Genomic DNA, 25,125 nt, shown 5'->3' on the forward strand with positions numbered 1-25,125 from the left:
CTTATGAAAACCACATCACTAAAATAGGCCACTGATGATAAGAGAAGTGCCCGCAACAATAGAAAGATGGGATCTTAATTTCCAGAATATCTTGGGATAGATGCTAACTAAACTTCTCATCTCATATAACCAGAGCACAAAGAAAGATACACCGGCCACAAAAAGCGTATGTGGTAAGGGATAGACTAACCAGCTCCATGCCCACAACATAGCCATAATCGCTACCCATGTTTGATGTTTAGCAGTGCCAATAGCCATGGAAGCAAACCAGATCACTCCACCAAGAAATGAATAAATGAGCGCAGCATAACTTAACAGCCATTCATCAAATGGAGCTCCCTTTTCAACAGAGAGGATTGCTAATCCAACAAATGGTATTAATCCGAAATAGCCAAACAATCGGTGAGTATTTGAAAGAGTAAAGCTTATAGACATAGTAAATAGATCCCAAAATGCAATGATGTGATAGATAATTAATCAACGTAAGGGGCTTACTGAATCTACGTAGCGAACATACTAACCGATCAATATAGGACTGCGCTAAGCCGCTATAAACTGGATTATTATGTTACGGCTATGGTGTAACAAAAACGAAAAAAGGGAGATCACAGCGATCTCCCGAAACACGCTAAGAAGAACCTTAGCCTGAGGTGGGGATGAATAAAAATACCCGCCAGTTAACCCGCTCTACTTGAGGGAGATAGAGCGAGTTTCAGTTTTAACCGATCATGCTGATGCAAAGCGATGTGACATCATCAACACGACCGACTGGCAGCAAAACCCTGGCGAGCAGAACTTTTTAGCTATTACAGAGTTGAGCTTGGTCCAAACACTTCGTAGTGAAGCTGCTCTTCAGGAACATTTAAACCTGTTAACTGTTGATGGATAGCATGCATAAATGGCAGTGGTCCACAGAAGAAGAAATCTGCATCAAGTGAACAGTACTGCTTAATTTTGTCAGCAGTAATATAGCCATGATGGTCATAATCTTTGCCTTTTTCTGCACCGTAAATATCTTCATAGAAAGTAGCAGTAGAAAGATTCGACAGATCATTTTTCAGCATGTTGATATGTCCACCAAATGCATGCACATCTTTGGAACGGGTACCGTGCAACCAGCTAATTTTTCGAGAATCTCGTTTTAAAATAAGCTCATTAAGCATACCTAATACGGGCGTGATACCCACACCTCCGCTAATCAGTACAACAGGCCTGTCATTGTCTTTTACAAAGAACTCACCACCAGGCATATGAACAGGAACGATATCCCCCTCTTCGACTTTGCTATGTAGATGATTAGACACCAAACCATCCGGCGTATTTTCATCACCACTGGTTTCTGCTTTTACCGAAATGCGATACACATCTTCACTATGAGCGTCAGATAAACTGTACTGACGGATCTCGGTAAACTCTAAATCGGGATCATTAATCTTCACGCTGATAAACTGACCCGCTTTATATTTAGGTAACGGCTTGTCATCTAAAGGGGCCAGATAGAAAGAGGTGATTTCGCTACTCTCTTTTACCTTCTTCACTACACTAAAGTTTTTAAATCCTAACCAGCCTTGGTTATCTTGCGAGCTGTCATACAGATTAGCTTCCGCACCGATTAAGATACTGGCTAATAACTCATAAGCTTCAGCCCAAGCGTCGATCACTTCATTAGTGGCGATGTCCTCACCTAAGACTTCACGAATCGCTTTTAGTAGATTCCGACCTACGATCGGGTAATGTTCTGGCTGAACATCCAAACTAAAGTGTTTAGCCGCAATACGGTGAACTTCTGGCCCAATGGCTTCCAATTTATCTATATGCGCTGCATAAGAGAGAATCGATGATGCTAGCGTTGATTGCTGGCGACCGTTGGCTTGGCTCACCATGTTAAAAACATTTTTAAGCTCCGGATTTTCTTCAAATAACAGACCATAAAAGTGCTTGGTCAGGTCAGTACCTACTTCTTGAATAAGCGGAACAGTTGATTTCACGATGGCTATTGATGTTGGGTTCACAACTAATACCTCTTTGCCGTCTCTTTAAATGTATTTTTAAAACATCTTATAGACGGATCATTAAGATGTAAATATGATACATGTTATAAATTCAGGACGACTACAGACTTTATAGATAAAGATCTTTTAGATCAGATAGTTAACTGGATTATTTTTTTAACTTTAATAGTTCAAACACCCTAAGCATCTAAAGGCAAAGACTAAAAAAGGACAAATTTATCTACGGATGGAGCAGAAATCTCTTGCTCGAAAGAACATTACATTAACGAAGAGGATAGATTCTTGGATAATGACAACTGGGTTAAACCCACCCTTATAAGATCATCCATCATTGCCATTGTTGTAGGCACGCTACTCAACCTAATTAATCAGGGCGATCAATTCTTTGCTGGATACTATGTTAATTGGCTCAAAGTGAGCCTGACCTACTGCGTTCCCTTCTCGGTATCGCTATTTAGCAGCTGGTTAATCATCCGTAGTCGGCCAGAACTAAAATCTTGCCCAGAGGTAATAAACCATCAACACTTAGTTGGGAATGAACTGAACTCATTAACCGACTTTGCCCAAAAAGTGCTAAGCAACGCGACCAAGGTAAATAAAGCCTCCACTGAGCGACTCGCATTTTTACAGTCACTCTCCACCAGCATTAATTCCTCTATAAAAGAATTAAACGGTATCGGCCAAACGCTAGAAGGGAGTGAAAATGACCTTGGGGGGATTCAATCTAATTTCGGAAAACTGATGGATCAAACCTCACTACTCGGTAACGAAATCCATCAATTTTCCAATGCCTCGCAATCGCTAAAACATGAGATCGCGCAATTTTTAGCGTCCTTTGAAGGTATCTCCTCGCTGGCGTCTGCAATTACAACCACCTCAGAGCAAACTAACCTGCTTGCCCTGAATGCTGCTATTGAAGCAGCTCGAGCAGGAGAAGCAGGTAAAGGCTTTGCCGTAGTAGCTGATGAAGTAAAAGCGCTGGCACAGCATTCGCGCGAAAATGCACAGGATATCGATCAGAATCTAGAAAACCTGAAACAACATGAGATCCGTCTTAAAGCTCAACTAGAACTGATCGAGCGCACAGTAAATAACTCATTAAAAACCGTGAGTACAGGTACAGAGAATGGCATGTCTTCTTTAACCGATGAAACGCTATCTAAAATCGATACGTTGTTCAGCCATATTCAAGCAATCAATGAACGCACCTCAGAAGAGCTAGAAAACTTCCAGGAGATCTCTCAACAATTTGAAGCGGTAATAGGCGATGCGCAAAAAGCAATTGATGGCTCAGCAGCCAATATTACGTTTGGGGCATCGATGGTGGATCTGAGTTCGACGATGTCATCTAAGCTCAAGATCGCTTAGATTGAAAGATAACTTAATCTGACAGCGCACATAGAAGTTAGCGGCTGTCAGATTAAATTGGGGAGAAAATCAGCCTTAGTCGAAGATGCTAAGGAACAACTCCCACTTACTTGGCTTCGCCTTCTTATGATATTCCTTACGTAGCTCATCCACTGCTTCAAGCTGCTTCTGCACCTGCTTTAGGTTATCAGCCGTCGCAACTGGAATCCCATTTACCAGTTGTTCTACTTTTTTCAGACCTTCAAGAGAGATCACTTTGCGCTCAGGTGAAAAGTCATAAGCCTGCGCGTTTTTCAGATGATCTTTGAAGATATCCATTCGTTGGTTAAAGCCCTCAGCCGAGCTACTCACCATCGCTTCTTTATACTGCAGACGCATCTCTTTCATAGTCTGTTTTAAAGTTAGCGGGTTACCTGCACTTACATACCCACTTGTTGTGAACATCACAGCAACTAACAAAGAACTAAATAACGTTTTAAAAGCAGAGAACTTCATAAAAAAATCAACCTACATAACATCAAGATATTTACCGAGCAGGTAATATATCAGATCTGACGATTAGGCTGAATCAAAGCGTAGTCATGTTAAAGACGCTTAGAGATAGTGGGGCTTGAATTGGATAAGAAAAATCCTGCGCCCATGCAAATATTATCTGGTTTAGTACAAGGTATTTTTAACCCTATCTTCGATGATCTCCTCTACCTTTTTTACCTCTTCGGCTGATTTAGACGGATCAATCTGTGCCATTAGAATCTTACCCAAGCTTGGCATGATATTCCGATCAACTATCGATTCTGGCTCCCATAATTTAGAACGCGTAATCGCTTTAGCGCAGTGAAAGTAGATCTCTTTGATAGAGATAACGATAGCGGATTTCGGCAACTTACCTTGATACTCACAGCGCTCTAAAACAGAAGCATTCGTAATAATTTTGGCCGTGCCATTAACTCGAAGACATTCACTGAACCCCGGCACTAACACCAAAAGTCCAACATGAGGGTTCTGAATAATATTACTTAAGCTATCTAAGCGATTGTTGCCGGGGCGATCTGGGAGAATAATCGTACTGTCATCCCAAATTTGAATAAAACCAGCATGATCTCCCCTCGGCGAGCAATCCATATTGCCTTGATTATCCGATGTAGCCAGCAACATAAAAGGCGATAACTCTATGAATTTCTGACTAAATTTATCGAGCTGAGTCTTTTGCTTTTTAATCACTAGCTCCATCGGAAGACCATATAACTCTCTAAGTTTTTCTACCGAATCGATCTGTTCTAATTCCATAATTCCCTCCCCTTAATATCTGATTCAAACAAGATAAACCGCTCATCTGCATCTTGATAGTTGACTAGAATACTATGGGATCATAACATGTAAAATAAATACATCTAATATTATATAAAGGTATTCCTATGTCTTCTCTACTAAAAAGCTTGTTCAAGAAAGATAAAGACGTTGCTGAAACTGCAACAACAAAAGAAGCATCCGCTGTAGAAGTAGCAGCAAAAGGAGATGGTAACAGTAAAGAATCGAATGAGAAGAAAGGTAAACACGGTCAACCAGGCGTATGCTGCGGATCATGCTCTTAACACTATGATAACCTGTAACCTCGGTCCCCTTAGCCGAGGTTACAGCCTACTCAGTGACATACTGCTTCTAAGGTCACTGAGCAAAAAATCACAATTACAAGGACGATGCTATTGCCCTCTAACCTAAACAAGAGGGATTTGTATACAGGTAGCAGCGCTGTAAACCTTGCTTTACCTCAGCCTCCCAACAACACGCGAGTTAAGATCGATTTACGATAAAGGTGTTCTGGAATTTGATGCTCAATCTTAGCATGCAGTTCCGGTAGCCTTGACCAGTGAACCCCCTGCTTGTGATGGTGAGCGGTATGGTAACCAAGGTTACCAGTCAAGCGGTTAAACAGTGGATTCAAATTATTATAGGAAGCTTCAAACTCATTCTCTGTATCTAAACCAGAGTGATGTTCATAAGTCACATAGGAGGTAAACAGCAAGCTTGTAATCATAGGCAATACAAACAACAGCAACCCTGCAACAGGATTAAACCAAACCAATACAGCAACGATTGCGAAGGTAATTGCTGTATAGGTTAAAAAGGTAGACAGCTGCTTAGGGTGCTTTTTGCCCACCTGGTAACCGCGACTATAGGCCGTTAAAGCAACATTTAATGTGTACTCAATAGCCCCCATCTGCTTACCATCTTTACGCTTCCAACGACTTTCATCTTTCTCTTGATCAAGGAAGTTAAGGTGATGGCCTAGGACATGGTGCAAACGCCATAAATGCGTCGTTACCCCAGTATGCAAAGCATAAACAAATTCTAATACGCGATTTAGAAAGTTATTTCTAAAAGTGAAAAGATGCTGGTGGTGATGATTCCACGCACAGATCACTCCTTTTGGAATGATCATCAATAGATAATAAAGCGTCAGTACAACAGGGTCACTCACTGTAAAGTAAAGTACAAAATCAACTACAGTAAGGCTCAAGATAATCAACACTGGCAAACAGTCTTCTTTATACCTAAACCCGAGTAAACCACCATCTTTCATGAGAGATATCGCACCGAACAAAAATTGGCTGACAAACATAAAGGAAACGGCGTTGGCTGTATATAAGAAATACTAACAACGCAGCGGAAAAAGCACAGTTATTGATCTAAGTAACTATCCAACTATTTAGTCAAAACTGTTCTTCTAACCACTGAGCAAAGATACGTACTTGGTGGGTATCCCCAGTGAAAGGCGATGCTCGGTAAGAATAGTTATAACCTGTAAGCCGTGGCATCCCCTTATCCTCCACTAACCAGCCTCGCTGACAGGTACTTTCAACCAGCACATCACTCATCAGCGCATACCCTTGCCCTGCAAGCGCTGCTTGTAATGCAAACTGCTCCTGATTAAAGCTACGAGCGGTATAAGTTAAATCATCGAAATAGGGTCGCCATGTGATATTGGCGAGAACATCATCTTCCCACTCCGTAACAAATAGGTTGGGATTCTCTTCCAATTGATCTAAGAAATCCGGTCTGGCATAACAAGACAACTGTTCTTGAGCTAACAGCTTTTCTTCGGGATCATCACTCTCCAAACCATAACGTATTGCTATATCTATTCTCCGATCATGCTCAAGCTCCACCAGCGTATTGCTAGCGCAAATTTCTACCTCAATATCAGGGTATCTCAAATTAAATTCGGTAAGGCGTGGAGCCAGCCATAAGCTCGCAAATGAGGTACAGCAAGAGATCGTCACCCTGTTACTCGGTGTTTTTATCTCCTCTAAACACATGTGCAATTGATTCAGTACAGAGAGCGATGTCTCAGCTAACTTCTCCCCCTCAGGAGTGAGCTCGATGCTCCGCACCTTACGTTCAAACAGCGTTACATTTAACTGTGCTTCTAAACTTCGAATCTGATGTGACACCGCAGTGGGCGTGACATTCAATACCTTAGCCGCTTGTTTAAAGCTCAAATATTGCGCAGCAATGGCAAAGGTTTTGATGGCATTTAACGGTGGCAGCTGACCTAGCATGATCTAAACCCGAACCCATAGATGAATAAAACTTACTTATAAGCAGCAACTATTCGTTTGTCAATCTAGCGACTGGAGCGAGAAAATCAACCAAATAAAAAATCACGGAGCTCCAAATGCCAACCATCCTACATCTAGATGCCAGCGCACGTGGCTGGCAGCCAAACGGCGAGAAACATCAATCTATTTCACGCTATATAGCCCATCTTGCGGTAACCACTTTTAAAAAGATGATCCCTGATTGTGATGTTATTTATCGGGATTTAGCTAAGAAACCACCAGGATTTATCAACGAACAGTGGATTGCAGCATGTTTCTCCGAATCACCTACAGCTGAGCAGAACAAAGCCCTCGCGCAATCCGACCAATATATAGCGGAGATAGAACAAGCAGATATCATTGTGCTCTCATCACCTATGTATAACTACGGTATGCCCGCGGTATTGAAAGCATGGTTTGATCAAATCATACGCATAAATAAAACTTTCTCATTCGATCTAGCTAGGGGTGATTATCCACTTGAACCTATCCTCAGTGGGAAAAAACTAATCTTATGCACATCTTGGGGGGAGTTTGATTTTGCAAAAGGTAAGGAGCGAGCTCATCTCAACCATCTATCACCTCATATAGAGCAGCTCAGCCCTTATCTAGGCGCAGAAGAGTTCTATGAGATCAGCAGTGAATATCAGGAGTTCTCGGATCAACGACATAAAGCGTCACTAGAAGCAGCGCAACTCAAATCAGTCGAACTTGCACAGTCCATAGCCGAAACCTATTCAACGGCTGTAGCTTAGAGTTTTTTCGAAATAGTTACACCTGATTTCGACCAGCGCCTTTAAACAAGGCGCTTTTTAGGAACAGATATACAGCAACAACTAAATCAAACGAAATACACATAACAGCATACCACTCAGGTGCGAAGTGACCTCCTGCTCCAACTAAATGTAAACCTACATCCCAAACTGGATGTAACAGCCAACCCAGCGCTAAGAAATGAAGTCCAGAACGTTTGGACAATAGATAGAAACAGCCGTATACCAGCACGCCAACGGTTTCGATCATTAACCACGTCGAACTCGCACCATAGAGCACAGCAAAACCAATATAAATCAGCGCAGCAATAACTAGTGCTATACCAAAGATATTAATCTGCTCTTGCTCTGCTCTACCCTTTGCGAACTTAATTAAGAGTCCACCGCCTGCTAAACCGAATAGTAGCCACAGAATCGTATCGAAATGCTCCATAAACACCCATCATTAAACGAAGCTCTAATATGGAAGCTAGGTTATAACTTTGCCTTTATCTTTTTAACAAACGCTTCAACCCGAGATTTAGATGGGTTTTCACTTTTATAAAAAGATAACATCTGGAATTTACAGCCTTTGGTACACGCACCTAACAGAGCTATTTTGAGGACCTTCTTAACCGGCTGGCGTAAGATGAACAGATCGACCCACCAAGGAGATCCCAAAGTGGTAACTACTTTAACCTCTTTAAGCTTATTCAAGCGCGGCTGAATAGCCCCAAGGTCTTTGGCATGATCGTAAGCGAAACCCGGCGCCCAAACCCGATCAAACCAGCCTTTTAACATTGCCGGAAAACCAAACCACCAAGTTGGAAAGATCAGTACGAGGGATTCGGCTTCTTGCAGTTGTTGTATATCTGCTTTCAGTCGTGAGTCATCAAACTGATCAGCGTAGTAGCTCTGGCGTTCGCCCTCTTTAAGCGCGGGTTCAAAGCCCGATTCGTAAAGGTTGAGTAGCGCAATATCATAGCCCTTTGCAGCTAAATGTTTAACCGTTTCATCACAAAAATGATGACACAAACTATCCTTTAAAGGATGGGTAAAGACTACCAAACACTTCACGTGACTCTCCTTAACTTATTACAACGATGCGCAAATCCTAGAGCGATCTGGATGTTATTTACAGTCGTTAAAGCACAAGAAAAGCGTTAGAAATAGTGACGGGTAGAGGGGAAATAAGAAAAGAGATATTCGGTGAGAATAGTGACTTCCAAGAAGGCATTAAAAAACCTTACATTCGGTAATACAACCGAATGTAAGGTTTCGCTATTTAATCAAAGATTAAACGCGTTCAAAGATTACTGCGATACCCTGACCGCCACCAATACACATAGTTACCAGCGCGTACTTGCCTTCGATACGCTCCAGCTCATAGATAGCCTTAGTTGCAATGAATGCACCAGAACAACCTACAGGGTGACCTAATGCAATTGCACCGCCATTCGGGTTAGTTTTCTGCATATCCAAACCAAGACCTTTAGCTACCGCAATCGCCTGAGCTGCAAAGGCTTCGTTAGACTCGATCACATCCATATCATCTAAGCTCAAACCGGCTTTTTCCAAAGCTAGTTTAGTTGCAGGGATTGGGCCTTCACCCATAATCTCGTTAGATACACCCGCAACTGCGTAAGACTTAATCTTAGCGATCGGCTTTTGACCCGCAGCTTCAGCCGCTTCTGCAGAAGCTAGTACGAAGAATGCAGCACCATCGTTAATGCCCGATGCATTACCCGCCGTTACTGTACCGTCTTTCTTAAATGCAGGGCGCATGCCTGCCAGTTTTTCAGCAGTAGTACCTGGCTTACCGTGCTCATCAGTATCGAAAACAACTTCGCCTTTACGTGTCTTCTGCACGATAGGTACGATCTGAGACTTAAAACGACCTTCTTCAATTGCAACAGCCGCACGACGTTGAGATTCAGCAGCTAGCTCATCTTGATCTTCACGGCTGATATCCCACTTCTCTGCCAAGTTCTCAGCAGTAATACCCATGTGACCTGCACCAAATGGATCGGTCAGTACAGATACCATAGAATCCAGCATTGTGGTTTCACCCATGCGAGCACCAGAACGCATCGCTGTGGAAAGATAAGCACCGCGAGACATCACCTCAACACCACCACCGATACCGTAATCGCAATCACCTAGCATGATCTGCTGAGCAGTGGTTACAATACCCTGCAAACCAGAAGAACATAGACGGTTAACCGACATCGCTACAGATTCCATCGGCAGGCCTGCCTGAATCGCAGCAACACGTGCAACATAAGCGTAGCGAGATTCTGTAGGGATACAGTTACCTACAGTCACGTAGTTAATTTTCTCTGGGTCAGCACCTGAACGATTAACCGCTTCCTTCATTACCTGACCTGCCAGCTCAGCCGGCTCCATAGTACTTAGGCTTCCGCCGAATGCACCGATTGCTGAACGTACCGCACTAAGAACTACAACTTCTTTAGTCATGATTGATCATTCCCCATATTGTTATATCGCCCGTAACTTCACGCAGAAATTAACTACCGGCTTATCGTTGTCCCATCTTTTTGAATAAGTGAGCAACAGCTCATTTAGGCAAATCGAATAAATACAATATCACCGTGTTGTGAATAAAAAACAATCAACCATAGGTATAGGGGGGGCTAATGACTAATGGTTAGCCAGTATTATTTGGCTAACCACAAAACAGACATTCAAAAGATATGAATAAAAAGACTTAATCTGTATTTACAGATAATTGCGCCTAAGAGCGTTTAATACATCTTCAGATTGAAGTTCTTTAAATGCTTCGTTTAACTTTTCGATAGACAGTTTATCTCTACTCTTTTTTGAGATTTGCACCCATGGTGTATTTTCATTAACAACTAAGGGATCGCCAAACAAATTTCTATCTTCATTCAATTGCTTCGCAGCACTCAAAATGGGATCGATTGGCCCTATAATGCCATCAACTCTCCCCCTTTTGAGCATCTTTACACCCTGAGCAAAATCGACTGTGCTGTACTTTCTAATTTCAGGGTCGTTATCAATTTGGGTACTGAACTTTGCCCCTCGTAGATAGGCAATTTCCTTGCCTTTCAAGCTATGCACAGATTCAAACGTTGTTCCCTTCAACCCAATAACCACAGTCTGAAGAGCAGGTAAAGGAGCTACATATATGACATATTCTTTTAACTCTTCATATTTGAACATGATAGTCATATCAGCCTTACCCGACTTTAATTCCCTAATTATTCGGCTATAAGGCGCAACTGAGTTTTCAGGATAATAGCCAGCCTTTTCGACCAATATATTTGCCATCTCATAGTAGATACCGCCCGTGCTCGACGGACCTTCAATACCATAAGGAGGAAAGCCAATGGTCCTGATAATAATTGGCTCGTGGCTCTCAGCAGATAGAAGTTTTTGCTCTTTTACTAACGAGTTCTCAGCTCTAGCGAAGCCCTGAAGGAACAATAAAAGAGAAAAGAAAATGAATACGTATTTCATACTTTCATTTTAGACCTAATCTAAACGACACAATATATAGAACTTGTCTAAGTGTTAATTAAATGCTGGGTTTCTCAAGTTCCTGAACTAAGTAACTCGCATCTTCAGCTTTTTCCACAAATATCCGGCTTGCATCAGCTAAAGCCTGATTATAAAAATGAGGCCCAATCTCTTTAGCAAAGAAATCGATCAAAAACTCTGCTTCAAAACTACCTATATCCTGATCCAGTTCATCAGCAAAATACCGCTTAATCTTACTCACCATGCGATCTGTTTGATCTTGAGATAGCTTTATATCTTTCATAAGTCCTTGGCTTTCTGACTAACAACAACTGAGATCAACAATCTTAATCCATCCAAGGGCAATAAGAATCAATATATTGATCCCGCCATATTAACCTGTTGCGAAGATTAATAACGCAAATGCACAAAAACATTCCCACTGAGTGACTTTTGCCATTAGCAGAATGACCAAACTAACTGAAAACGATGATACTAGGCTTCTAGCTGCTATAAACGATGTACCCCAAGTGTATTGGAGCAGCAGAACAACATCTAAAACGTTCTCCAGCCATGAAAATTTCCAGCATCAAACTTGAGCAATCACACAGAAAAAAACTAGGTACATGCACTTTATTTGTGCACCTCTAAGCTCATCATGACCAATAGCTAAAAAACTAACAAAAAATATTGATTTCTTTGTAAATATACATATTTTGAAACAATTATTCTGTTATATTCAAAAACACTAAAAAACAAATAAACCTATATTTTGTAATGACTTAGCCTTGAAAATCCATTCAAAAAACAAGGTTTATAGAAATTATAAATTCACAAAAAATCACAAGTGCATAATTAAGAATGGGAGCGCATTTAGATGTTGCTAAGCTCACTCAAAATTTCTTCTCGGATAGCCCTGCTAGCAGGGATAAACTTATTACTTATTCTCATCCTTGGTGGTGTTGCAACTTACCAGATGAACAAAATTGGTATTGAGCTAATCGAAGTAGCAGAAGAAGACCTACCTATAACCAATATGCTTTCAAAAGTGGCTCAGCATCAACTAGAGCAAGCCATTCTTTTTGAACGCAGCCTCTCTTACGCAACCGCAATAAAGTACGGTGACGATCGTTCACAAGAGATACTGACAACAACAAAAGCATTCCACTCTTTGGCAGACAAAGTTGATCAGGAGTTTAAGCAACTAGAAGAGCTGCTTGAGCATGCGATTACCAAAGCGCATAGCGCAGAAGCCAAAGAGCAATTTGAATCCTTACTGACAACCATTTTGGACATAGATAAAAACCACGCCGAATACGACGAGTTAGCTCTATCGTTATTCCAAAAGGTCAAAGATGGATACGCGGCATCTGCTATTTCTTCAGCCGACCATATTATTGAACTCGAAGATAAAATTGATCATGAACTGATTGATGCGCTTGATCAGATTCAAGCCTTCACGCTTGAAGCCACACAGCGTGCCGAGCACGATGAGCTTAAAGCACAAAAGCTGATCATGATTATCTTTGTGGCAGCTCTAATTTTAGGCGTATCCCTAGCCTTGCTTATCTCCCGAACCATTACTGGCCCTGTAAGCAATATGCGTGATCGCCTGCAAGAGATCTCTGATGGGGATGGTGACCTGACTGTGCGTCTACCTGTAACAGGTCAAGACGAAACAGCTGAAGCAGCTGCTGCGTTTAACCGCTTGATGGAGAAACTCGGCAACATGGTTAGCACCATCCGCTCTACGTCGACTCAACTAGTGCAACGATCAGAACAATCCATTGTTCTAATGGATACTACTCGTGACCAAGTCGAACAACAAAAACGTGAAACAGAACAAACCGCCACAGCAGCAGAACAGATGTCGGGCAGTATTACTGAAATTGCGCAGTCGACTGATCATGCAGCAGAACTCGGCCGCGATGTACTAGAAAAGGTCCAATCTGGCTCTGGAATCGCTAAGCAAAACCAGCAAGCAATCGAACAGCTTAATAGCAATGTCGAAAGCGCATCTATTCAACTGACTTCACTTGCTTCTGAAACTAACCGCATCAGTGAAGTATTGGATGATATCCGCGGAATTGCAGAACAAACCAATCTGCTTGCTCTTAACGCCGCGATTGAAGCTGCACGTGCAGGCGAATCTGGACGTGGCTTTGCGGTCGTAGCTGATGAAGTACGCTCTCTTTCTCAACGTACTCAATCCTCCACAGAAGATATTCAAGAGCTGTTAGAAAACCTTCAATCAGCAACCAATAGTGCTATCTCTGTAATGCAAAAAGGCCAAGAAAACGCAGATCACTGTATCCAGCAGGCCAATCATACGGCTGCTGAACTAGAAGAAGCATCGGCAGCAGTAGAAGGTATGGCAGCAATGAATACTCAGATTGCAGCAGCGGCTGAAGAACAGTCAGCGGTAGTCAAAGAGATCCACGCTAGCCTCTCAAGTATTACCCTTTACGCTAGCAGCACCAATGACAGTGCCAACCAGACCTCTCATATCAACAAAGAAGTGAGCAACGAGCTACTACAACTAAACCACTTAGTATCCGAACTAAGGGCTTAAGCAACCTAAGGCTAAAGCCAGATAAACTCTTTTATGAAGTTATCTGGCTTTTAGCTAGTGGCTGCATAGAGTGTTAGTTGAGTTAGCGAAGCGTAACCCAACAATTCAAGAATTTTCTCGGCAATAATAATTATGGATACTCTCCACGAGTAAGCGCATCCATATACTTATCAAATCGACGTTGGCGAGTATCAGGCTTTTTAGCGCTACCCAAACCATGGGCTATGACATAACGTCTCGATTTAGTCAGCGTTTCGTAAAACGCTTTCGCCTCTGGGTTATCATCAAGTGATTTAATGAAATCCTCAGGCACTTCCATTTCACTGGCGGTATAAGCATTTTCCCAACGACCATCAGTTTTAGCCGCATTAACCTGGACCATCCCCGACTCAGTCATGCGGCCTTCACTAATCAGACGCTCGGCGTGATCTCTGTTTCGTTTTGACCAAACACTTTTCGCTTTCCTTGGGGTGATCCGTTGCAGGTAAGCTTGTTCATCAATCGACTTCTTTATGCCATCGATCCACCCCCAGCATAGTGATTCGACTACCACGTCATCCCAAGTCACACTGGGAATAGCGCATTTCTTCTTGAAGATCTTTACCCACAGCTCAGTTTTAGCTGCATGGTTATGTTGCAACCATTGCCCCAACTCTTCAGCGGTAGCAAAAGATTTAATTTTCGTTGGATCAGGTTCGGTCATAGGCGAAGCTCAAACGATGCAGGGTTTTGAAAGTCAGGATCTTACGGAGTTTCACGATAGAAGGAAATAGAGCCTACCCACTGAAATGAGCTACTTTAGTTAGAATATTAGGGGTCTAAATCAAGTGCATCTAGTACTGATTTAAGCTCAAAATTGTAATGCGTTACTACTGGGTTATAAGTTTTAGAAAACGACTTAAAGTTAATTTTCTTCCAATTATTCCTATCAATAAGTGGCGCATAATCGATAAAGTTTTCTTTCGTGATCAAGCTCATATTTGTTTTCATCTTAAGCCCTTCACTATCCATAAAGTCATGGCCGTTCAAAAAATCATAAACAACTATCAACGCCCAAGCTCCCTCCATAAAGTGGCCTCCAGCAGTGGCTTGAATTTGATTCAAATCGACACCCTCTACGCCTTCTCTAGACCAATCAACACCACCCACGATAATGTTTTTCCTATATTGGGGGGCAAGCGTTGTTAATGCATCAAACACGCCTAAAGCCATACCATCACTTGCCGTCCACACCGCATCTATACTGGGGTAACGCTGGATAAGCTTTTTAAACGTTTTACGTGAACGATCTCTTTCCCAGTTAGCTCTCACAATTTGGAGCAAATTTGTTTGCGAAAACTCTTCAATTGCTCGTTGTAAGCCTCGCTCTCGTTGAATACTGGCTGAGGTACCATAAGGGCCACTAATCGCAACCATATTCACCGCACTATTTTCAGAAGATTTACGGCTACGTTGTATCAAGTATTTAGCTAATTCATAGCCAGCCATTTCATCATCGGGAAGCATTTCACCAATATAATGCTGGAAATGCTGTCTAGGCGATCCTATAGCCTTATCTAAAATTGCCGAATTTTCGATAAACACAGGCACACCTACAGGTTCAGAGAGTTTAAGAATTCTTGCACCACTTTCTTTAACGCTAATCGCAATAATTGCATCGAGTTGAGGAGTTGGGAACAGTAGCTCCCTCACCTTCTCATGACCTAATAAATGGTCATCATTGGCTTCTATTATGTGTAATTCGACACCAAGATCATTTGCAGCAGCCTGCATAAAACCAACGACGGGCCCATAAAACATGTCATCTGCCGTTCGCGAAATAAAGTATCCAACTTTAAACGTATCAGCATAAGCTGCAGGGGCACCCGTGATAAATGATAAGAGCAAGAAAATTAAGCTGAATTTACGTGGTAGCTGGAACATGTCGTGCCTCATATAAAATGAATCACTTCACTGTGAAATGGTGAGGGCTAACCAGCGAGAAAGTAATTATTTTCGGGATGGGAGCCCTAAGGGCGTATGGACTTAAATTGGGAGCTAGATAGACAAGATTGAAATGCCGAGTTCATACCTTTCTATTTTGTGAGTCCTTTACAATTACCCATATCAGTAATACGGCCACATTTAATGTTAAGTATTGTGAGCGACCTGAAAACTGTCAAAATATTTTAGATGAAGAGTTTTAGGAGTTAGCCCCAAATTACGCTACAAATATTATGCCCCTCCTCCAAAAGATACGGATTACCGTTTCTATAGGGTTACGAAATACTTCAGCTCAAAATCACAAAAATTCTGCTCTGCCCTATTGTTTGGCAATTAAATAGCTAAACTTCTAAGAAGCACTGTGCCTTTAAATACATGACCAGAGAGGAACCCGTTGTGGAAACTGAAGGTTATCGAATTCAGCTACCCGCTGGCGCTGTGATATTTCAGGAAGGCGAAGCCGGTGACCGCGCCTATATTGTAGATAGTGGTTTAGTTGGTGTTTCTACAAAAATTAAAGATCGTGATCTTCGCTTTGCCATCGCACAACACGGCGATATTCTCGGGGAGATGGCTCTGATCGATGATGGCGTACGCACAGCAACGGCTACTGTGTTAAGTGACGCCGAACTAATCGTTATTCCCAAAGAGTACATTCATCGCTTAATTGGCACAGCAGATCCAACCGTAAACTTGCTGATGCAGATCGTTCTACAGCGTTATCGAGAGATGAAAGGCCATTTTGATACGGTCTCTGCAGGCGGCTCAATTGACAGCATCGAAGTAAAACCAAAATTAGAAAACGACCGTCTCAAAGAACAAACCGAGATGGCTGTTCGCCGCGTTACTGAAGAGCAACGCCTCCGCGAAGCCTTAGATAACAATGAACTTCGCCTGTTCTACCAACCTATTGTCGATCTACAAACAGGTTTAATCCTTGGCTGTGAAGCGCTTATCCGTTGGCAAGATCCCGATCGCGGTCTAGTTCCACCTATTCAGTTTATCGCCCTAGCAGAAGAAACCGGCCTGATTGAACCTATCGGCCACTGGATCTTCTCCGAGGCTCACCAAGCAGTTAAGGAATTTAACCAGCTTGCTGATAAAGATCACCCCTTCTTTGTTAGCGTAAACCTCTCTAGTCGACAAATAGAGACCGATGCACAAGTTGAAGCACTAACCGATCATCTCTTGGATAACGATATAGAACTCGCTAACTTTAAGATTGAGATTACCGAAACTCTGTTGATGTCAGATCCACTGCGCATCTCGCAGGTACTGACATATTTCAAACGTTTCGGCTGTAAGATCGCACTGGATGACTTCGGCACCGGGTATTCCAGTTTCAGCTACCTTCACCGCTTCCCAATCGACAGCATCAAGATCGACCGCTCGTTTGTCTCCACTATGGCCGAAAACCCAACCAGTAAAGCCATTGTTCGTACGCTGTGTACTTTGGCTGAATCTTTGGAGATGAGCACCATCGCAGAAGGGGTTGAAGAGGAAAAAGATCAAACCATGCTACAGGCCTTCAACTGCAATTTTGGGCAAGGTTATTACTACTCAAAACCTGTTCCTAAAAATGAATTTATTGCCTTAATTCAGAAACAGCTCGAGCGCTAACTAAATAAGGCTGAATATGACCTATGAACAAACATCTGAATAAAGCGATTCTACGTTGTAAATCAGTGATCTCTCTACCAGCGATCTATCAAAAGATCACAGTAAAGATCGATCAACCAACAACAACCAATAATGAGTTAGCAGAAATCATAAAACTGGATGCGGGTATCGCCACCAAACTGCTAGCAATTGTGAACAGCTCCTTCTATGGCTTCCCAAGTCAGATTTCCACCATCTCCCATGCGATATCACTGGTCGGCCTAAAGGACTTTCAAAACCTTGTTCTCGGCTCCAGCGTGGTGAAACAGTTTGAAGATGTTCGAGCTACAGGCTTTCCAATCAACGAATTCTGGGACTACAGCCTACATGTAGCCATTGCTGCTAAAACTCTCGGTAAACACTGGGCAAACCTAAAGGAACAAGAAGAGCTATTTATCGCAGGTCTGCTGCACGATGTCGGTAAACTCGTTATCGCCCAAGCCTGTAATGATCAGCTAGAAGAGATACAAAAGATCTGGCCAAACCAGATGCCACAACAGGAACAGGATCTTATCGGATTTGATCATACAGATGCCGGTGCAGAGCTTCTCAGCTCCTGGAACCTACCCGAGCTTCTATCTACCGCGGTAAAACAACATCACGAACTGGATCAAACTAATCCGCCAGAACCGACTGTACTCTGCGTCTATATGGCGAACGCGATGGCCTTTGCTGACGAGGGAAAGATCAATGATGCGCTAGAACTTTGCAATCAGTATGTGGAAAACCCGATTACAGAAGAAGCTCTGTTAGAGATGCAGGAAGCGGTCACTGAAGAGAAGAAATCTCTGATTGGGGTTTATCTTTCGAGTTAGTCATCCTTTAAGGTGGGGTCAAATTTCTTTTGCAACAATTTGGATTAGAGGGGTCAGCTTAGAATCAATTTTCATGTGCAGCCCTAATATTATAGGTACTTAAAATCGTGCTAATTTCGCCTTTCTCTTTTAAGTAGCGAATACTGCCATTTAGCTTATCCACTAACTCTTTACTCGTATTCTCCTTTGAGAACCCTATGTAATAATTGATCTGCTCAACACCTAATGAATACTCAGCCCCATCAATTTCTAATGCTTTAATTTGGTACTCACCCAAATCTCTATTCAAGTAAACAGCATCAATTCTATTAGCCACCATCTTCTTTAGATTCTGACCGTTACTATTGGGTAGCATCTTCACATGAATTGGTTCGAGGCCCTTTTCCTCAAGCTTTTCACTTAATCGTTCCAATGAATAAGAGGTATTTGAAGGCCCAAAAACACCCACCTTCAGGCCCGAAAATGACTCTATGGAATTGTATTCTTTACCCTCATTAATGCGGGTAAAGAAGCCATATTCAGTACTCATCAACGGCAACGACCAATATAACCATTTATCTCTGTCCTCGTTCCAGCCAAGAGGAAAGTTGGCATTAACGTAGCCTTCCTTTAAGAGGGCCTTAGATCTCCGATTCGGATGTAGAAGGATCTCTATTTCAATCTCAGCATGAATCGAAATTTTCTCTACAATTTCTGCAAAAGCTCCTGTTACTCTGCCTTGCTCAACCGTGGTAAATGGCGGGAAATCCTGAACACTGATCGTTAACTTATCCGAGATGGCATTAGCCGAGAAAAGCAAGAATAGACATAAGACTGCATATTTTTTGAAAAGCATAACTAACCCTAAACTAGCGGTATAAACTGTATGGTTGGTGATGTCGCGAAGCAGTACATTCAGTAGATTATTGGCGATCCTTCCCTAAGAGCTATTGAATCCGCTTTAGCAACAAACACTTAGTTTCAGGATAGACGATAACTTAGTGTGGGTTAGTTTTTGTCCCGCTTGATAAAAGCCATAACTGATCAATAAGCTGCCTTTCAGGCAATATCCCATACTCTGTTCTGATTTATCCTGCCCAGTTTTCCTCAAACCACCGCTCTAAATAGCTAATACATAACTTAATTTTGGGAGGGGTCAGTCGCCTCGCAGGATACATGGCGTATAGGGTCAAACGTGGTCTTTCTACATTACTTAGCAGCTCTACAACCTGCCGTTGGCGAATTGCATTGCCAGCAATAAAGTCAGGAATAAAACCGATACCTAAGCCGTCTTTCACGACATCAAGCATAAAGGGCGTGCTGTTCACGCGTAGATTGCCACCGACCTTTACGCCCTCACCAAGCGGCCAAATATCCTGACCTCTGAAATAGCTATAGATAAAACAGTTATGCTCCGACAGCTCTTCAACCGTCGCAATCGGGCCGTGTTCTTTCAAGTAGCCTTCAGATGCACACAGCTTGTAGCTAAATTCCATTAGCGGCTTACCAACATAACCGGAATCAAACGCACGGCTTGCGGCTCTGAAGCCAAGATCGAAACCATTTTCAATCAGATCGACGGGGGCATCATCAAGATGAATATCCAACTCAATTTCAGGGTATTCACGCATAAAGTCAGAGAAAACTTGGCTTAGATGTGAGATGCCTAAAGCCATGGGCGCATTAATTTTTAACTTCCCGCGGGGTAAATCTTGCGCCCCTTGGACAAAGCTTTCAGCGTCATCAATGCGCTCTAAAATCTCGTGACAATGGCGCAGGTAACCCTCGCCAATCGTAGTTAACTGTAACGATCGGGTAGATCGGTGAATTAACCGCGCGCCGATTTCAGTCTCTAGCCTACTGACCTCCTTACTCACCATCGACTTAGACAAGCCAAGCTCTTCTGCGACTTCAGTAAAGCTCCCCCGCTCAGCTAAACGAATGAACAGCGACATTGCCCTAAGTTTATCCATACCAGTTTCCAATATGTGAACAGTACGTTCATATTGTAGATATATATGAAACCTAGCAAGGCATTTATTCTGATTCTGTCTTTTACGATCTGACCTAATCAGGAGAACCCTATGTACACCTTGTATTACCTGCCCAACGCCTGCTCACTCGCAACGCTGACTGTTTTGTTAGAACTAGATGAGCCTGTCACCCTGATTAACAAAATTAAGGTTGATGATTTCTCAACTATTAACCCTGTGGGTAACGTCCCCGTGCTAATCGATGAAGGTAAAACCCTGAAGGAAGGTGCAGCCATCATGCTTTACCTATTGCGCTCCAAAGCCAATCAGCTGTTTCCTCAAGACGAAAATGATCAGCAAAAAGCAATTCAGGACATTATGTTTGCCAATGCGACAATGCATCCCGCCTACAGCAGACTGTTCTTTATCTCCCAAAATATGAGCGAAGGGCCTGAGAAGGATAAAGCCTTAAACGCCGCCGCTAACGCCATCAATACCCTATGGGAATCAATAGAAGCTCAACTAGAAAGTCGCGAATACCTCGGCGGAGAATCCGTATCCGCGGCTGATATTATGCTGGCCGTTTATTCACGTTGGGATGAGTATTTTCCCGTTGAGATCAAGCTGGGTTCACGCACAACAGCCATGCTAAACAGCGTTATTGAAAGACCGACCTTTAAGCAAGCCCTGCTAATGGAGACCGAAAATGACAACTAACTCTGCAATAGATGATGACTTCACCATGATTCAGTCCATCATCAACAGCTATTTTACCGGTTTATATCAGGGCAATAGCAGCCAACTAAAAGCGATCTTTCACCCAACGGCCATGCTGAAAAGCCCAGGTAACTTCCGCTCTCTAGAGCGCTGGCTGCAAGATGTCGAAACCCGTGCAACCCCTGAGTCACTTGGCCAGCCATTTAACTTTAAGGTGCTTTCCATTGAGATCATCCACGACCAAGCGATGGTCAAACTGGAATGCCCGTTATTCGATTATTTCTATATCGATTTTTTAGGTTTACTGAAAGAACAAGGCCGCTGGTTGATCGTGAATAAGATATATACGGACATCGCCCAAACAACCAACGTAGCTGCCGTATAAAGCACTTAAACAGAGAATATTCTGACCAGCAACTAACCACCAAGAGTATCGAAAATGCCATACGTGAATATCAAAATTACCGATGAAGGCGTAAGCCAAGCCGAGAAAAAGGCCCTGATCGTAGGCACGACAAAGCTACTACAAGAAGTCCTGAACAAAGACCCTAACTCTACCTTTGTTGTAATCGACGAAGTAAATACAGATAACTGGGGTGTAGGCTACGAGTCTGTCACAGAGAGAAGAAAGAGATAGATGGGTTCTTTAGGATCCAACCACAATAAAACCGGCTTATAGCCGGTTTTATTATTTAGGAAGGCGCTGATAAACAGAGTTTAATTTTACTCTGACCCCAATTGTCCTATACAAGATGAACCGGAATACCCGGCAAATAGAATCGTGGTTTTCTTGGCATCGCTTCTTCCCTGAACCGATAAAATGATCACAAAACCATATCATACCCATATCACACCCAACTAGGTGTAAAGCAAACAAGAAAAAGGGCTCTGACCCCGTTGTTTTGCGTTTTTAATTTTTAATACGTTGCTCTATGGGTTTGCAGCCCTTGAATTTGATGACTCTCTTAGTCACCTTACGGCCTTCACCGTTTACCCCAAGAGAGACGCTAGCGCTAACCTCATCAGCCTTCAGACCCACGCTACCGTTACCAGAGACATCATAGTATTCCTCTATTTCTACCTCTTCAGCGCTATCAATTCTTCTTGCGATTGCCAATTCCTGTTCTACCTTCGCTTGGTTTTGTAATACAGTTGCTTTTATTTCTTCTCGTATCGCATCTTCCTTAAGCTTCTGAATGTTGGATTTTTCTGATGATTCACCGAAAGTCTCAATATTCTTTTTCATCACTTTGTCGATGAGATAGCCTGTAGGATTCAAAGCGACTTTTAATACATCAATAGTTTCCATATATTTTCCCTGTATTCTTAACGGCCAGAAATAAACATACTAATCGGAGCTGAAGTTTAAATCAGTCTTGGTTGCCTTATTAAGTTCTCAACGGGTTGAGCAAGGGCTTTCGCCCGAATATTCCACCATTTCGAATGGTTCTTCCCCACTTTAATTTCCGAGCCTTACTATGGCATCTACTGCTTGCCCCCGGATTTTATTAAAACCACCAAAATATGAAGGATGATACATTCTAATTGTCCTTACAGGCAGAGTTGTTGATTTAACCTGAGCCATTGCCCGTTTGGTCACAAGACTATGCGCCGCTTCAAAAGAGGCATCTTCAAAATGATGCTTAATATCAGCATCTCTATTTGGGCCAGTTAGAAAGATTACGATATCTGGTTTAAAAGCCTGAACCTCATAAGCAATCACTGAGAATTTATCACGTTCTATTACACGTGCTTCTTTGCTTACTCCTGTCTTACCTCTTGAACGCCCTACCTTATTGATATTATTCCAGCTAAGGTAAATGGATTTGTCTGGATAAGCTTTTCCCAATTGTTTTTCGAAAAATCGAAATGCTTTCCAAAATGAGCTTTTACCGTAGCCTTTATAGAAGTTCTTTTGACAAAAAAACTTTTCATACATTGCCACGGTATGTTCGGGATTGGTAAGGATTCCAAAACGATCCCCCCACCCTTTTGTTTCTTGCCCAAAGATCATAACTTTAAGTTCAGCTTTACTTAGTAAATCTTCATCAAAAGTGATTAGAAATGGGTTGGTATATTTTGAAGTATCTAGCTCAGATAGATTATCCATAAGGCCAGCCCATTTCACCTTATAATTATCTAGTATATTTTGATTAATACTCATAACTTTCCTTGTAAACTAACGACTAAAGTAGCCGGCCGAAGGCGTCGGATGGCTTTACTTGTTATAAATTTTCACTAGAAGAGCTTGTTTATTAAGTAAACAAGAAAACCTAGTAGAACTAGAATTAGTAAATTAGCACCAGAATTTTTTACAACTGTTGATGAAGTTTTTTCTTTCTGATCTAAAGCAGTTTTGAGAGTATTCAGTTGCTCTTCATAGGTCATTTTACTAAGAACTTCCATAGCAGCTATCTCCTTAGAAGTTACACCTTGCTTTACGAGCTCTTCCATTCTAATAGCATCAATAATTGCTTTTAGTTGATCGCTAGGCTCATTCAAATTATTCAGATGCTCGTACATTTCAGGAGAAAATATCCCTGTAGCTCTCATTTCAAGAATTTGCTGGCTGATTTGTTCCTCATCACCCGAAGCGAGGACCGCTTCTAGCATACTTAAAGCAGCTGTTACCTGTGGGTCCATTTTATGCTCCTTGCGATTTATTAAATTTATATATACATGGTCCGTGTACCTACCCACGCTAAACATCCATCTATATATTTACTTTTATCTCCATCCAGTATCCCACCCCCTACAACCATTCCCAGTGCAAAAAACTACAGTTCCCCCCCTATCTAATTATCCTTTGATCTAAATCCTTATCCTTCAGTAGATACCAGCCTTCGCTGGTAAGACAGTCTAAAACCCCGCCCACAAAAAAACCGGCACAAAGCCGGTTTTAAAATCTTTTTCTCTAGCGACGCAGTCGCGTCCTAAAAGCGGAGCGTTCTCTAGCTGCGAAGCAGCGTCCTAGCCACTAGCTCACTTGTGAGCCAAAGCATCCTCAGCCTTACAAAGCCCCACCTTCGCTTTCTCCTCTTCCAGAATCTCTTCTGGAAACTGAGACATAAAGCAGCAGCAGATGCCTTCGCCAATCATAGTGCGAGGGCCTAGTGGGTGACCGATATGCTTATACACACCGTGGGAGTGGCCGTGCTCGTGAGAATGGCCGTGTTCATGGCTATGTGAATGCCCATGAGAGTGATCATGGTCGTGATGGCCATGTGAATGATCGTGGCTATGATCATGGTCGTGGCCATGCTCAGCATCTGGGTTGAATTCAGCATGGTGGTGGTGAACATCAACCTCACCTGCAGCCAAACGACGCTGGAAGGATTCCATTAGGGTTTCATCACCTTGTGGAAGGTCATCCAGAATTTCACGCACACGGATCTCAAACGCATCGATCACTTTGTCGTGATCGTTTAGGTATGGCGTTTTGATAAATTCGATCGCTTGGTTTTCTTCTGCCACTTTATCCACATAACCGAAGATACGTTTGATCAAACGACCTGTGAATAGGAAGTAAGGTGCCACCACGATCTTTTTGAAGCCAAGCTTCATAAGACGCTCAAGACCTACGCCAACCGATGGGTAAGTTACGCCAGAGTAAACTGTATCAGCCCAACCAAAACCCATGTTCTCGTTTACGATACGGGTTAGTTTTGCCGCTTCGGCATTGGCTTCGGTATCCGATGTACCACGGCCAACAACCACCAGCATAGTGTCGTAAAGATTCTCTGGTGGGTTTTCTGGGTCTAAACCTAGAGATTCGTAGATACGCGCCTGAAAGGCTTCGATCATCGCAGGGTGAAGGCCTAGCTCTTTACCGTAGTGAACGCTTACGCCTTCGTTCTTTTCAGCGTAAGTAGTCAGTACAGAAGGGATATCGTTTTTAGCGTGGGTTGCCGCAAACAGCATACCCGGCACGGCGTAAATATCTTCTACACCTTGCTCTAGTAGGGAGTTAAGCCCCATATGAATATTCGGTGCAGAAAACTCTAAGAAACCATACTCTACCGGCATATCAGGGAAGCGTTTTTTTAACCCTTCCGCAACACGGCCAAACTCTCTTTCTGCATCTTTGTCACGGCTACCGTGACCACACACCATAATACCTTTTTTAGGCACAGGGCTTTCTCCAATCATTCGTAAAACACATTGTTATTGTACGGACTTTTTAAGCAAATATGAG

The 25,125-nt window shown here is 42.5% G+C and carries 28 protein-coding genes; 9 read left to right on the forward strand and 19 right to left on the reverse strand.

What is annotated here, in order from left to right:
• Positions 1 to 18 precede the first annotated feature (18 nt).
• On the reverse strand, positions 19 to 435 hold the full coding sequence (locus ACMXYR_RS11260) for a DUF3429 domain-containing protein (RefSeq protein ID WP_415901651.1): 417 nt from the start codon (positions 433 to 435) through the stop codon (positions 19 to 21).
• Between the two features lie 371 nt (positions 436 to 806).
• A complete protein-coding gene (gene hmpA, locus ACMXYR_RS11265) occupies positions 807 to 2,012 on the reverse strand; it encodes an NO-inducible flavohemoprotein (protein WP_415901652.1) in 1,206 nt (401 codons plus the stop codon).
• A 282-nt stretch (positions 2,013 to 2,294) separates the two neighbouring features.
• Here hmpA and nrtS point away from each other — a divergent pair, with 282 nt between their 5' ends.
• Positions 2,295 to 3,380, forward strand: a complete 1,086-nt coding sequence (gene nrtS / locus ACMXYR_RS11270; protein ID WP_415901653.1) for a nitrate/nitrite transporter NrtS — start codon at positions 2,295 to 2,297, stop codon at positions 3,378 to 3,380.
• Positions 3,381 to 3,455: 75 nt separating this feature from the next.
• On the opposite strand, the gene ACMXYR_RS11275 is transcribed toward nrtS, so the two are convergent.
• Both ACMXYR_RS11275 and ACMXYR_RS11280 read right to left on the reverse strand, forming a co-directional pair.
• On the reverse strand, positions 3,456 to 3,875 hold the full coding sequence (locus tag ACMXYR_RS11275) for a cytochrome b562 (RefSeq protein ID WP_415883910.1): 420 nt from the start codon (positions 3,873 to 3,875) through the stop codon (positions 3,456 to 3,458).
• A 162-nt stretch (positions 3,876 to 4,037) separates the two neighbouring features.
• Complete coding sequence (locus ACMXYR_RS11280; protein ID WP_415901654.1) at positions 4,038 to 4,667, reverse strand: pyridoxamine 5'-phosphate oxidase family protein; 630 nt, start codon at positions 4,665 to 4,667, stop codon at positions 4,038 to 4,040.
• Between the two features lie 128 nt (positions 4,668 to 4,795).
• On the opposite strand from ACMXYR_RS11280, the gene ACMXYR_RS11285 reads away from it, so the two are divergent.
• A complete protein-coding gene (locus tag ACMXYR_RS11285) occupies positions 4,796 to 4,972 on the forward strand; it encodes a CCGSCS motif protein (RefSeq protein WP_415885307.1) in 177 nt (58 codons plus the stop codon).
• Positions 4,973 to 5,148: 176 nt separating this feature from the next.
• Here the strand turns inward: ACMXYR_RS11285 and ACMXYR_RS11290 are convergent, their stop codons facing one another.
• Both ACMXYR_RS11290 and ACMXYR_RS11295 read right to left on the reverse strand, forming a co-directional pair.
• Positions 5,149 to 5,961 carry a fatty acid desaturase gene (locus ACMXYR_RS11290; RefSeq protein ID WP_415901655.1) on the reverse strand — a complete coding sequence of 271 codons (813 nt, stop codon included), beginning with the start codon at positions 5,959 to 5,961 and terminating at the stop codon, positions 5,149 to 5,151.
• A 130-nt stretch (positions 5,962 to 6,091) separates the two neighbouring features.
• The gene (locus ACMXYR_RS11295; RefSeq protein ID WP_415901656.1) at positions 6,092 to 6,940 is read right to left on the reverse strand and encodes a LysR family transcriptional regulator; all 849 of its coding nucleotides are present in this window, start codon (positions 6,938 to 6,940) and stop codon (positions 6,092 to 6,094) included.
• Positions 6,941 to 7,056: 116 nt separating this feature from the next.
• Here ACMXYR_RS11295 and ACMXYR_RS11300 point away from each other — a divergent pair, with 116 nt between their 5' ends.
• Positions 7,057 to 7,734, forward strand: a complete 678-nt coding sequence (locus tag ACMXYR_RS11300; protein ID WP_415901657.1) for an FMN-dependent NADH-azoreductase — start codon at positions 7,057 to 7,059, stop codon at positions 7,732 to 7,734.
• A 16-nt stretch (positions 7,735 to 7,750) separates the two neighbouring features.
• Here ACMXYR_RS11300 and ACMXYR_RS11305 read toward each other — a convergent pair whose 3' ends face one another.
• The 5 genes from ACMXYR_RS11305 to ACMXYR_RS11325 all read right to left on the reverse strand — a co-directional run bounded on the left by ACMXYR_RS11305 (position 7,751) and on the right by ACMXYR_RS11325 (position 11,536).
• Positions 7,751 to 8,185: a DUF6010 family protein gene (locus tag ACMXYR_RS11305; RefSeq protein ID WP_415901658.1), complete on the reverse strand. Its 435-nt coding sequence runs from the start codon at positions 8,183 to 8,185 to the stop codon at positions 7,751 to 7,753.
• A 41-nt stretch (positions 8,186 to 8,226) separates the two neighbouring features.
• Positions 8,227 to 8,808: an NAD(P)H-dependent oxidoreductase gene (locus tag ACMXYR_RS11310; RefSeq protein ID WP_415901659.1), complete on the reverse strand. Its 582-nt coding sequence runs from the start codon at positions 8,806 to 8,808 to the stop codon at positions 8,227 to 8,229.
• Positions 8,809 to 9,027: 219 nt separating this feature from the next.
• Positions 9,028 to 10,209 (reverse strand): acetyl-CoA C-acyltransferase family protein, encoded by a 1,182-nt coding sequence (locus ACMXYR_RS11315; protein ID WP_415901660.1) that lies wholly within the window; start codon positions 10,207 to 10,209, stop codon positions 9,028 to 9,030.
• A 261-nt stretch (positions 10,210 to 10,470) separates the two neighbouring features.
• The gene (locus ACMXYR_RS11320) at positions 10,471 to 11,232 is read right to left on the reverse strand and encodes a substrate-binding periplasmic protein (protein ID WP_415901661.1); all 762 of its coding nucleotides are present in this window, start codon (positions 11,230 to 11,232) and stop codon (positions 10,471 to 10,473) included.
• A gap of 58 nt (positions 11,233 to 11,290) precedes the next feature.
• On the reverse strand, positions 11,291 to 11,536 hold the full coding sequence (locus ACMXYR_RS11325; RefSeq protein WP_415901662.1) for a DUF2164 domain-containing protein: 246 nt from the start codon (positions 11,534 to 11,536) through the stop codon (positions 11,291 to 11,293).
• Positions 11,537 to 12,109: 573 nt separating this feature from the next.
• Between ACMXYR_RS11325 and ACMXYR_RS11330 the strand changes: the two genes are divergently transcribed.
• Entirely contained in the window at positions 12,110 to 13,804 is a 1,695-nt protein-coding gene (locus tag ACMXYR_RS11330) for a methyl-accepting chemotaxis protein (RefSeq protein ID WP_415901663.1), read from the forward strand.
• 130 nt (positions 13,805 to 13,934) lie between these two features.
• Here the strand turns inward: ACMXYR_RS11330 and ACMXYR_RS11335 are convergent, their stop codons facing one another.
• Positions 13,935 to 14,507 carry a YdeI/OmpD-associated family protein gene (locus tag ACMXYR_RS11335; protein WP_415901664.1) on the reverse strand — a complete coding sequence of 191 codons (573 nt, stop codon included), beginning with the start codon at positions 14,505 to 14,507 and terminating at the stop codon, positions 13,935 to 13,937.
• 107 nt (positions 14,508 to 14,614) lie between these two features.
• Positions 14,615 to 15,727: an ABC transporter substrate-binding protein gene (locus tag ACMXYR_RS11340; protein WP_415901665.1), complete on the reverse strand. Its 1,113-nt coding sequence runs from the start codon at positions 15,725 to 15,727 to the stop codon at positions 14,615 to 14,617.
• A gap of 456 nt (positions 15,728 to 16,183) precedes the next feature.
• On the opposite strand from ACMXYR_RS11340, the gene ACMXYR_RS11345 reads away from it, so the two are divergent.
• The gene (locus ACMXYR_RS11345) at positions 16,184 to 17,407 is read left to right on the forward strand and encodes an EAL domain-containing protein (protein WP_415901666.1); all 1,224 of its coding nucleotides are present in this window, start codon (positions 16,184 to 16,186) and stop codon (positions 17,405 to 17,407) included.
• A 23-nt stretch (positions 17,408 to 17,430) separates the two neighbouring features.
• Entirely contained in the window at positions 17,431 to 18,261 is an 831-nt protein-coding gene (locus ACMXYR_RS11350; protein WP_415901667.1) for an HDOD domain-containing protein, read from the forward strand.
• A gap of 64 nt (positions 18,262 to 18,325) precedes the next feature.
• Here the strand turns inward: ACMXYR_RS11350 and ACMXYR_RS11355 are convergent, their stop codons facing one another.
• Positions 18,326 to 19,096: a substrate-binding periplasmic protein gene (locus ACMXYR_RS11355; protein WP_415901668.1), complete on the reverse strand. Its 771-nt coding sequence runs from the start codon at positions 19,094 to 19,096 to the stop codon at positions 18,326 to 18,328.
• Positions 19,097 to 19,328: 232 nt separating this feature from the next.
• Complete coding sequence (locus ACMXYR_RS11360; RefSeq protein WP_415901669.1) at positions 19,329 to 20,213, reverse strand: LysR family transcriptional regulator; 885 nt, start codon at positions 20,211 to 20,213, stop codon at positions 19,329 to 19,331.
• Positions 20,214 to 20,324: 111 nt separating this feature from the next.
• Between ACMXYR_RS11360 and ACMXYR_RS11365 the strand changes: the two genes are divergently transcribed.
• The 3 genes from ACMXYR_RS11365 to ACMXYR_RS11375 are packed head-to-tail and all read left to right on the forward strand — an operon-like array spanning position 20,325 to position 21,567.
• A complete protein-coding gene (locus ACMXYR_RS11365) occupies positions 20,325 to 20,930 on the forward strand; it encodes a glutathione S-transferase family protein (protein ID WP_415901670.1) in 606 nt (201 codons plus the stop codon).
• The gene (locus ACMXYR_RS11370; protein WP_415901671.1) at positions 20,920 to 21,315 is read left to right on the forward strand and encodes a nuclear transport factor 2 family protein; all 396 of its coding nucleotides are present in this window, start codon (positions 20,920 to 20,922) and stop codon (positions 21,313 to 21,315) included. Before ACMXYR_RS11365 ends, ACMXYR_RS11370 begins: the two co-directional genes overlap by 11 nt.
• Positions 21,316 to 21,369: 54 nt before the next feature.
• The gene (locus tag ACMXYR_RS11375) at positions 21,370 to 21,567 is read left to right on the forward strand and encodes a tautomerase family protein (protein WP_415901672.1); all 198 of its coding nucleotides are present in this window, start codon (positions 21,370 to 21,372) and stop codon (positions 21,565 to 21,567) included.
• Positions 21,568 to 21,840: 273 nt separating this feature from the next.
• Here ACMXYR_RS11375 and ACMXYR_RS11380 read toward each other — a convergent pair whose 3' ends face one another.
• The 4 genes from ACMXYR_RS11380 to ACMXYR_RS11395 all read right to left on the reverse strand — a co-directional run bounded on the left by ACMXYR_RS11380 (position 21,841) and on the right by ACMXYR_RS11395 (position 25,079).
• Entirely contained in the window at positions 21,841 to 22,239 is a 399-nt protein-coding gene (locus tag ACMXYR_RS11380) for a hypothetical protein (protein WP_415901673.1), read from the reverse strand.
• Positions 22,240 to 22,389: 150 nt separating this feature from the next.
• The gene (locus tag ACMXYR_RS11385; RefSeq protein ID WP_415901674.1) at positions 22,390 to 23,094 is read right to left on the reverse strand and encodes a hypothetical protein; all 705 of its coding nucleotides are present in this window, start codon (positions 23,092 to 23,094) and stop codon (positions 22,390 to 22,392) included.
• Between the two features lie 74 nt (positions 23,095 to 23,168).
• Positions 23,169 to 23,573: a hypothetical protein gene (locus ACMXYR_RS11390; protein WP_415901675.1), complete on the reverse strand. Its 405-nt coding sequence runs from the start codon at positions 23,571 to 23,573 to the stop codon at positions 23,169 to 23,171.
• Positions 23,574 to 23,912: 339 nt separating this feature from the next.
• A complete protein-coding gene (locus ACMXYR_RS11395) occupies positions 23,913 to 25,079 on the reverse strand; it encodes a sirohydrochlorin chelatase (protein ID WP_415901676.1) in 1,167 nt (388 codons plus the stop codon).
• Positions 25,080 to 25,125: the final 46 nt, after the last annotated feature.

The sequence above is a fragment of the Neptuniibacter sp. QD29_5 genome (assembly GCF_047778125.1).
GTDB lineage: Bacteria > Pseudomonadota > Gammaproteobacteria > Pseudomonadales > Balneatricaceae > Neptuniibacter.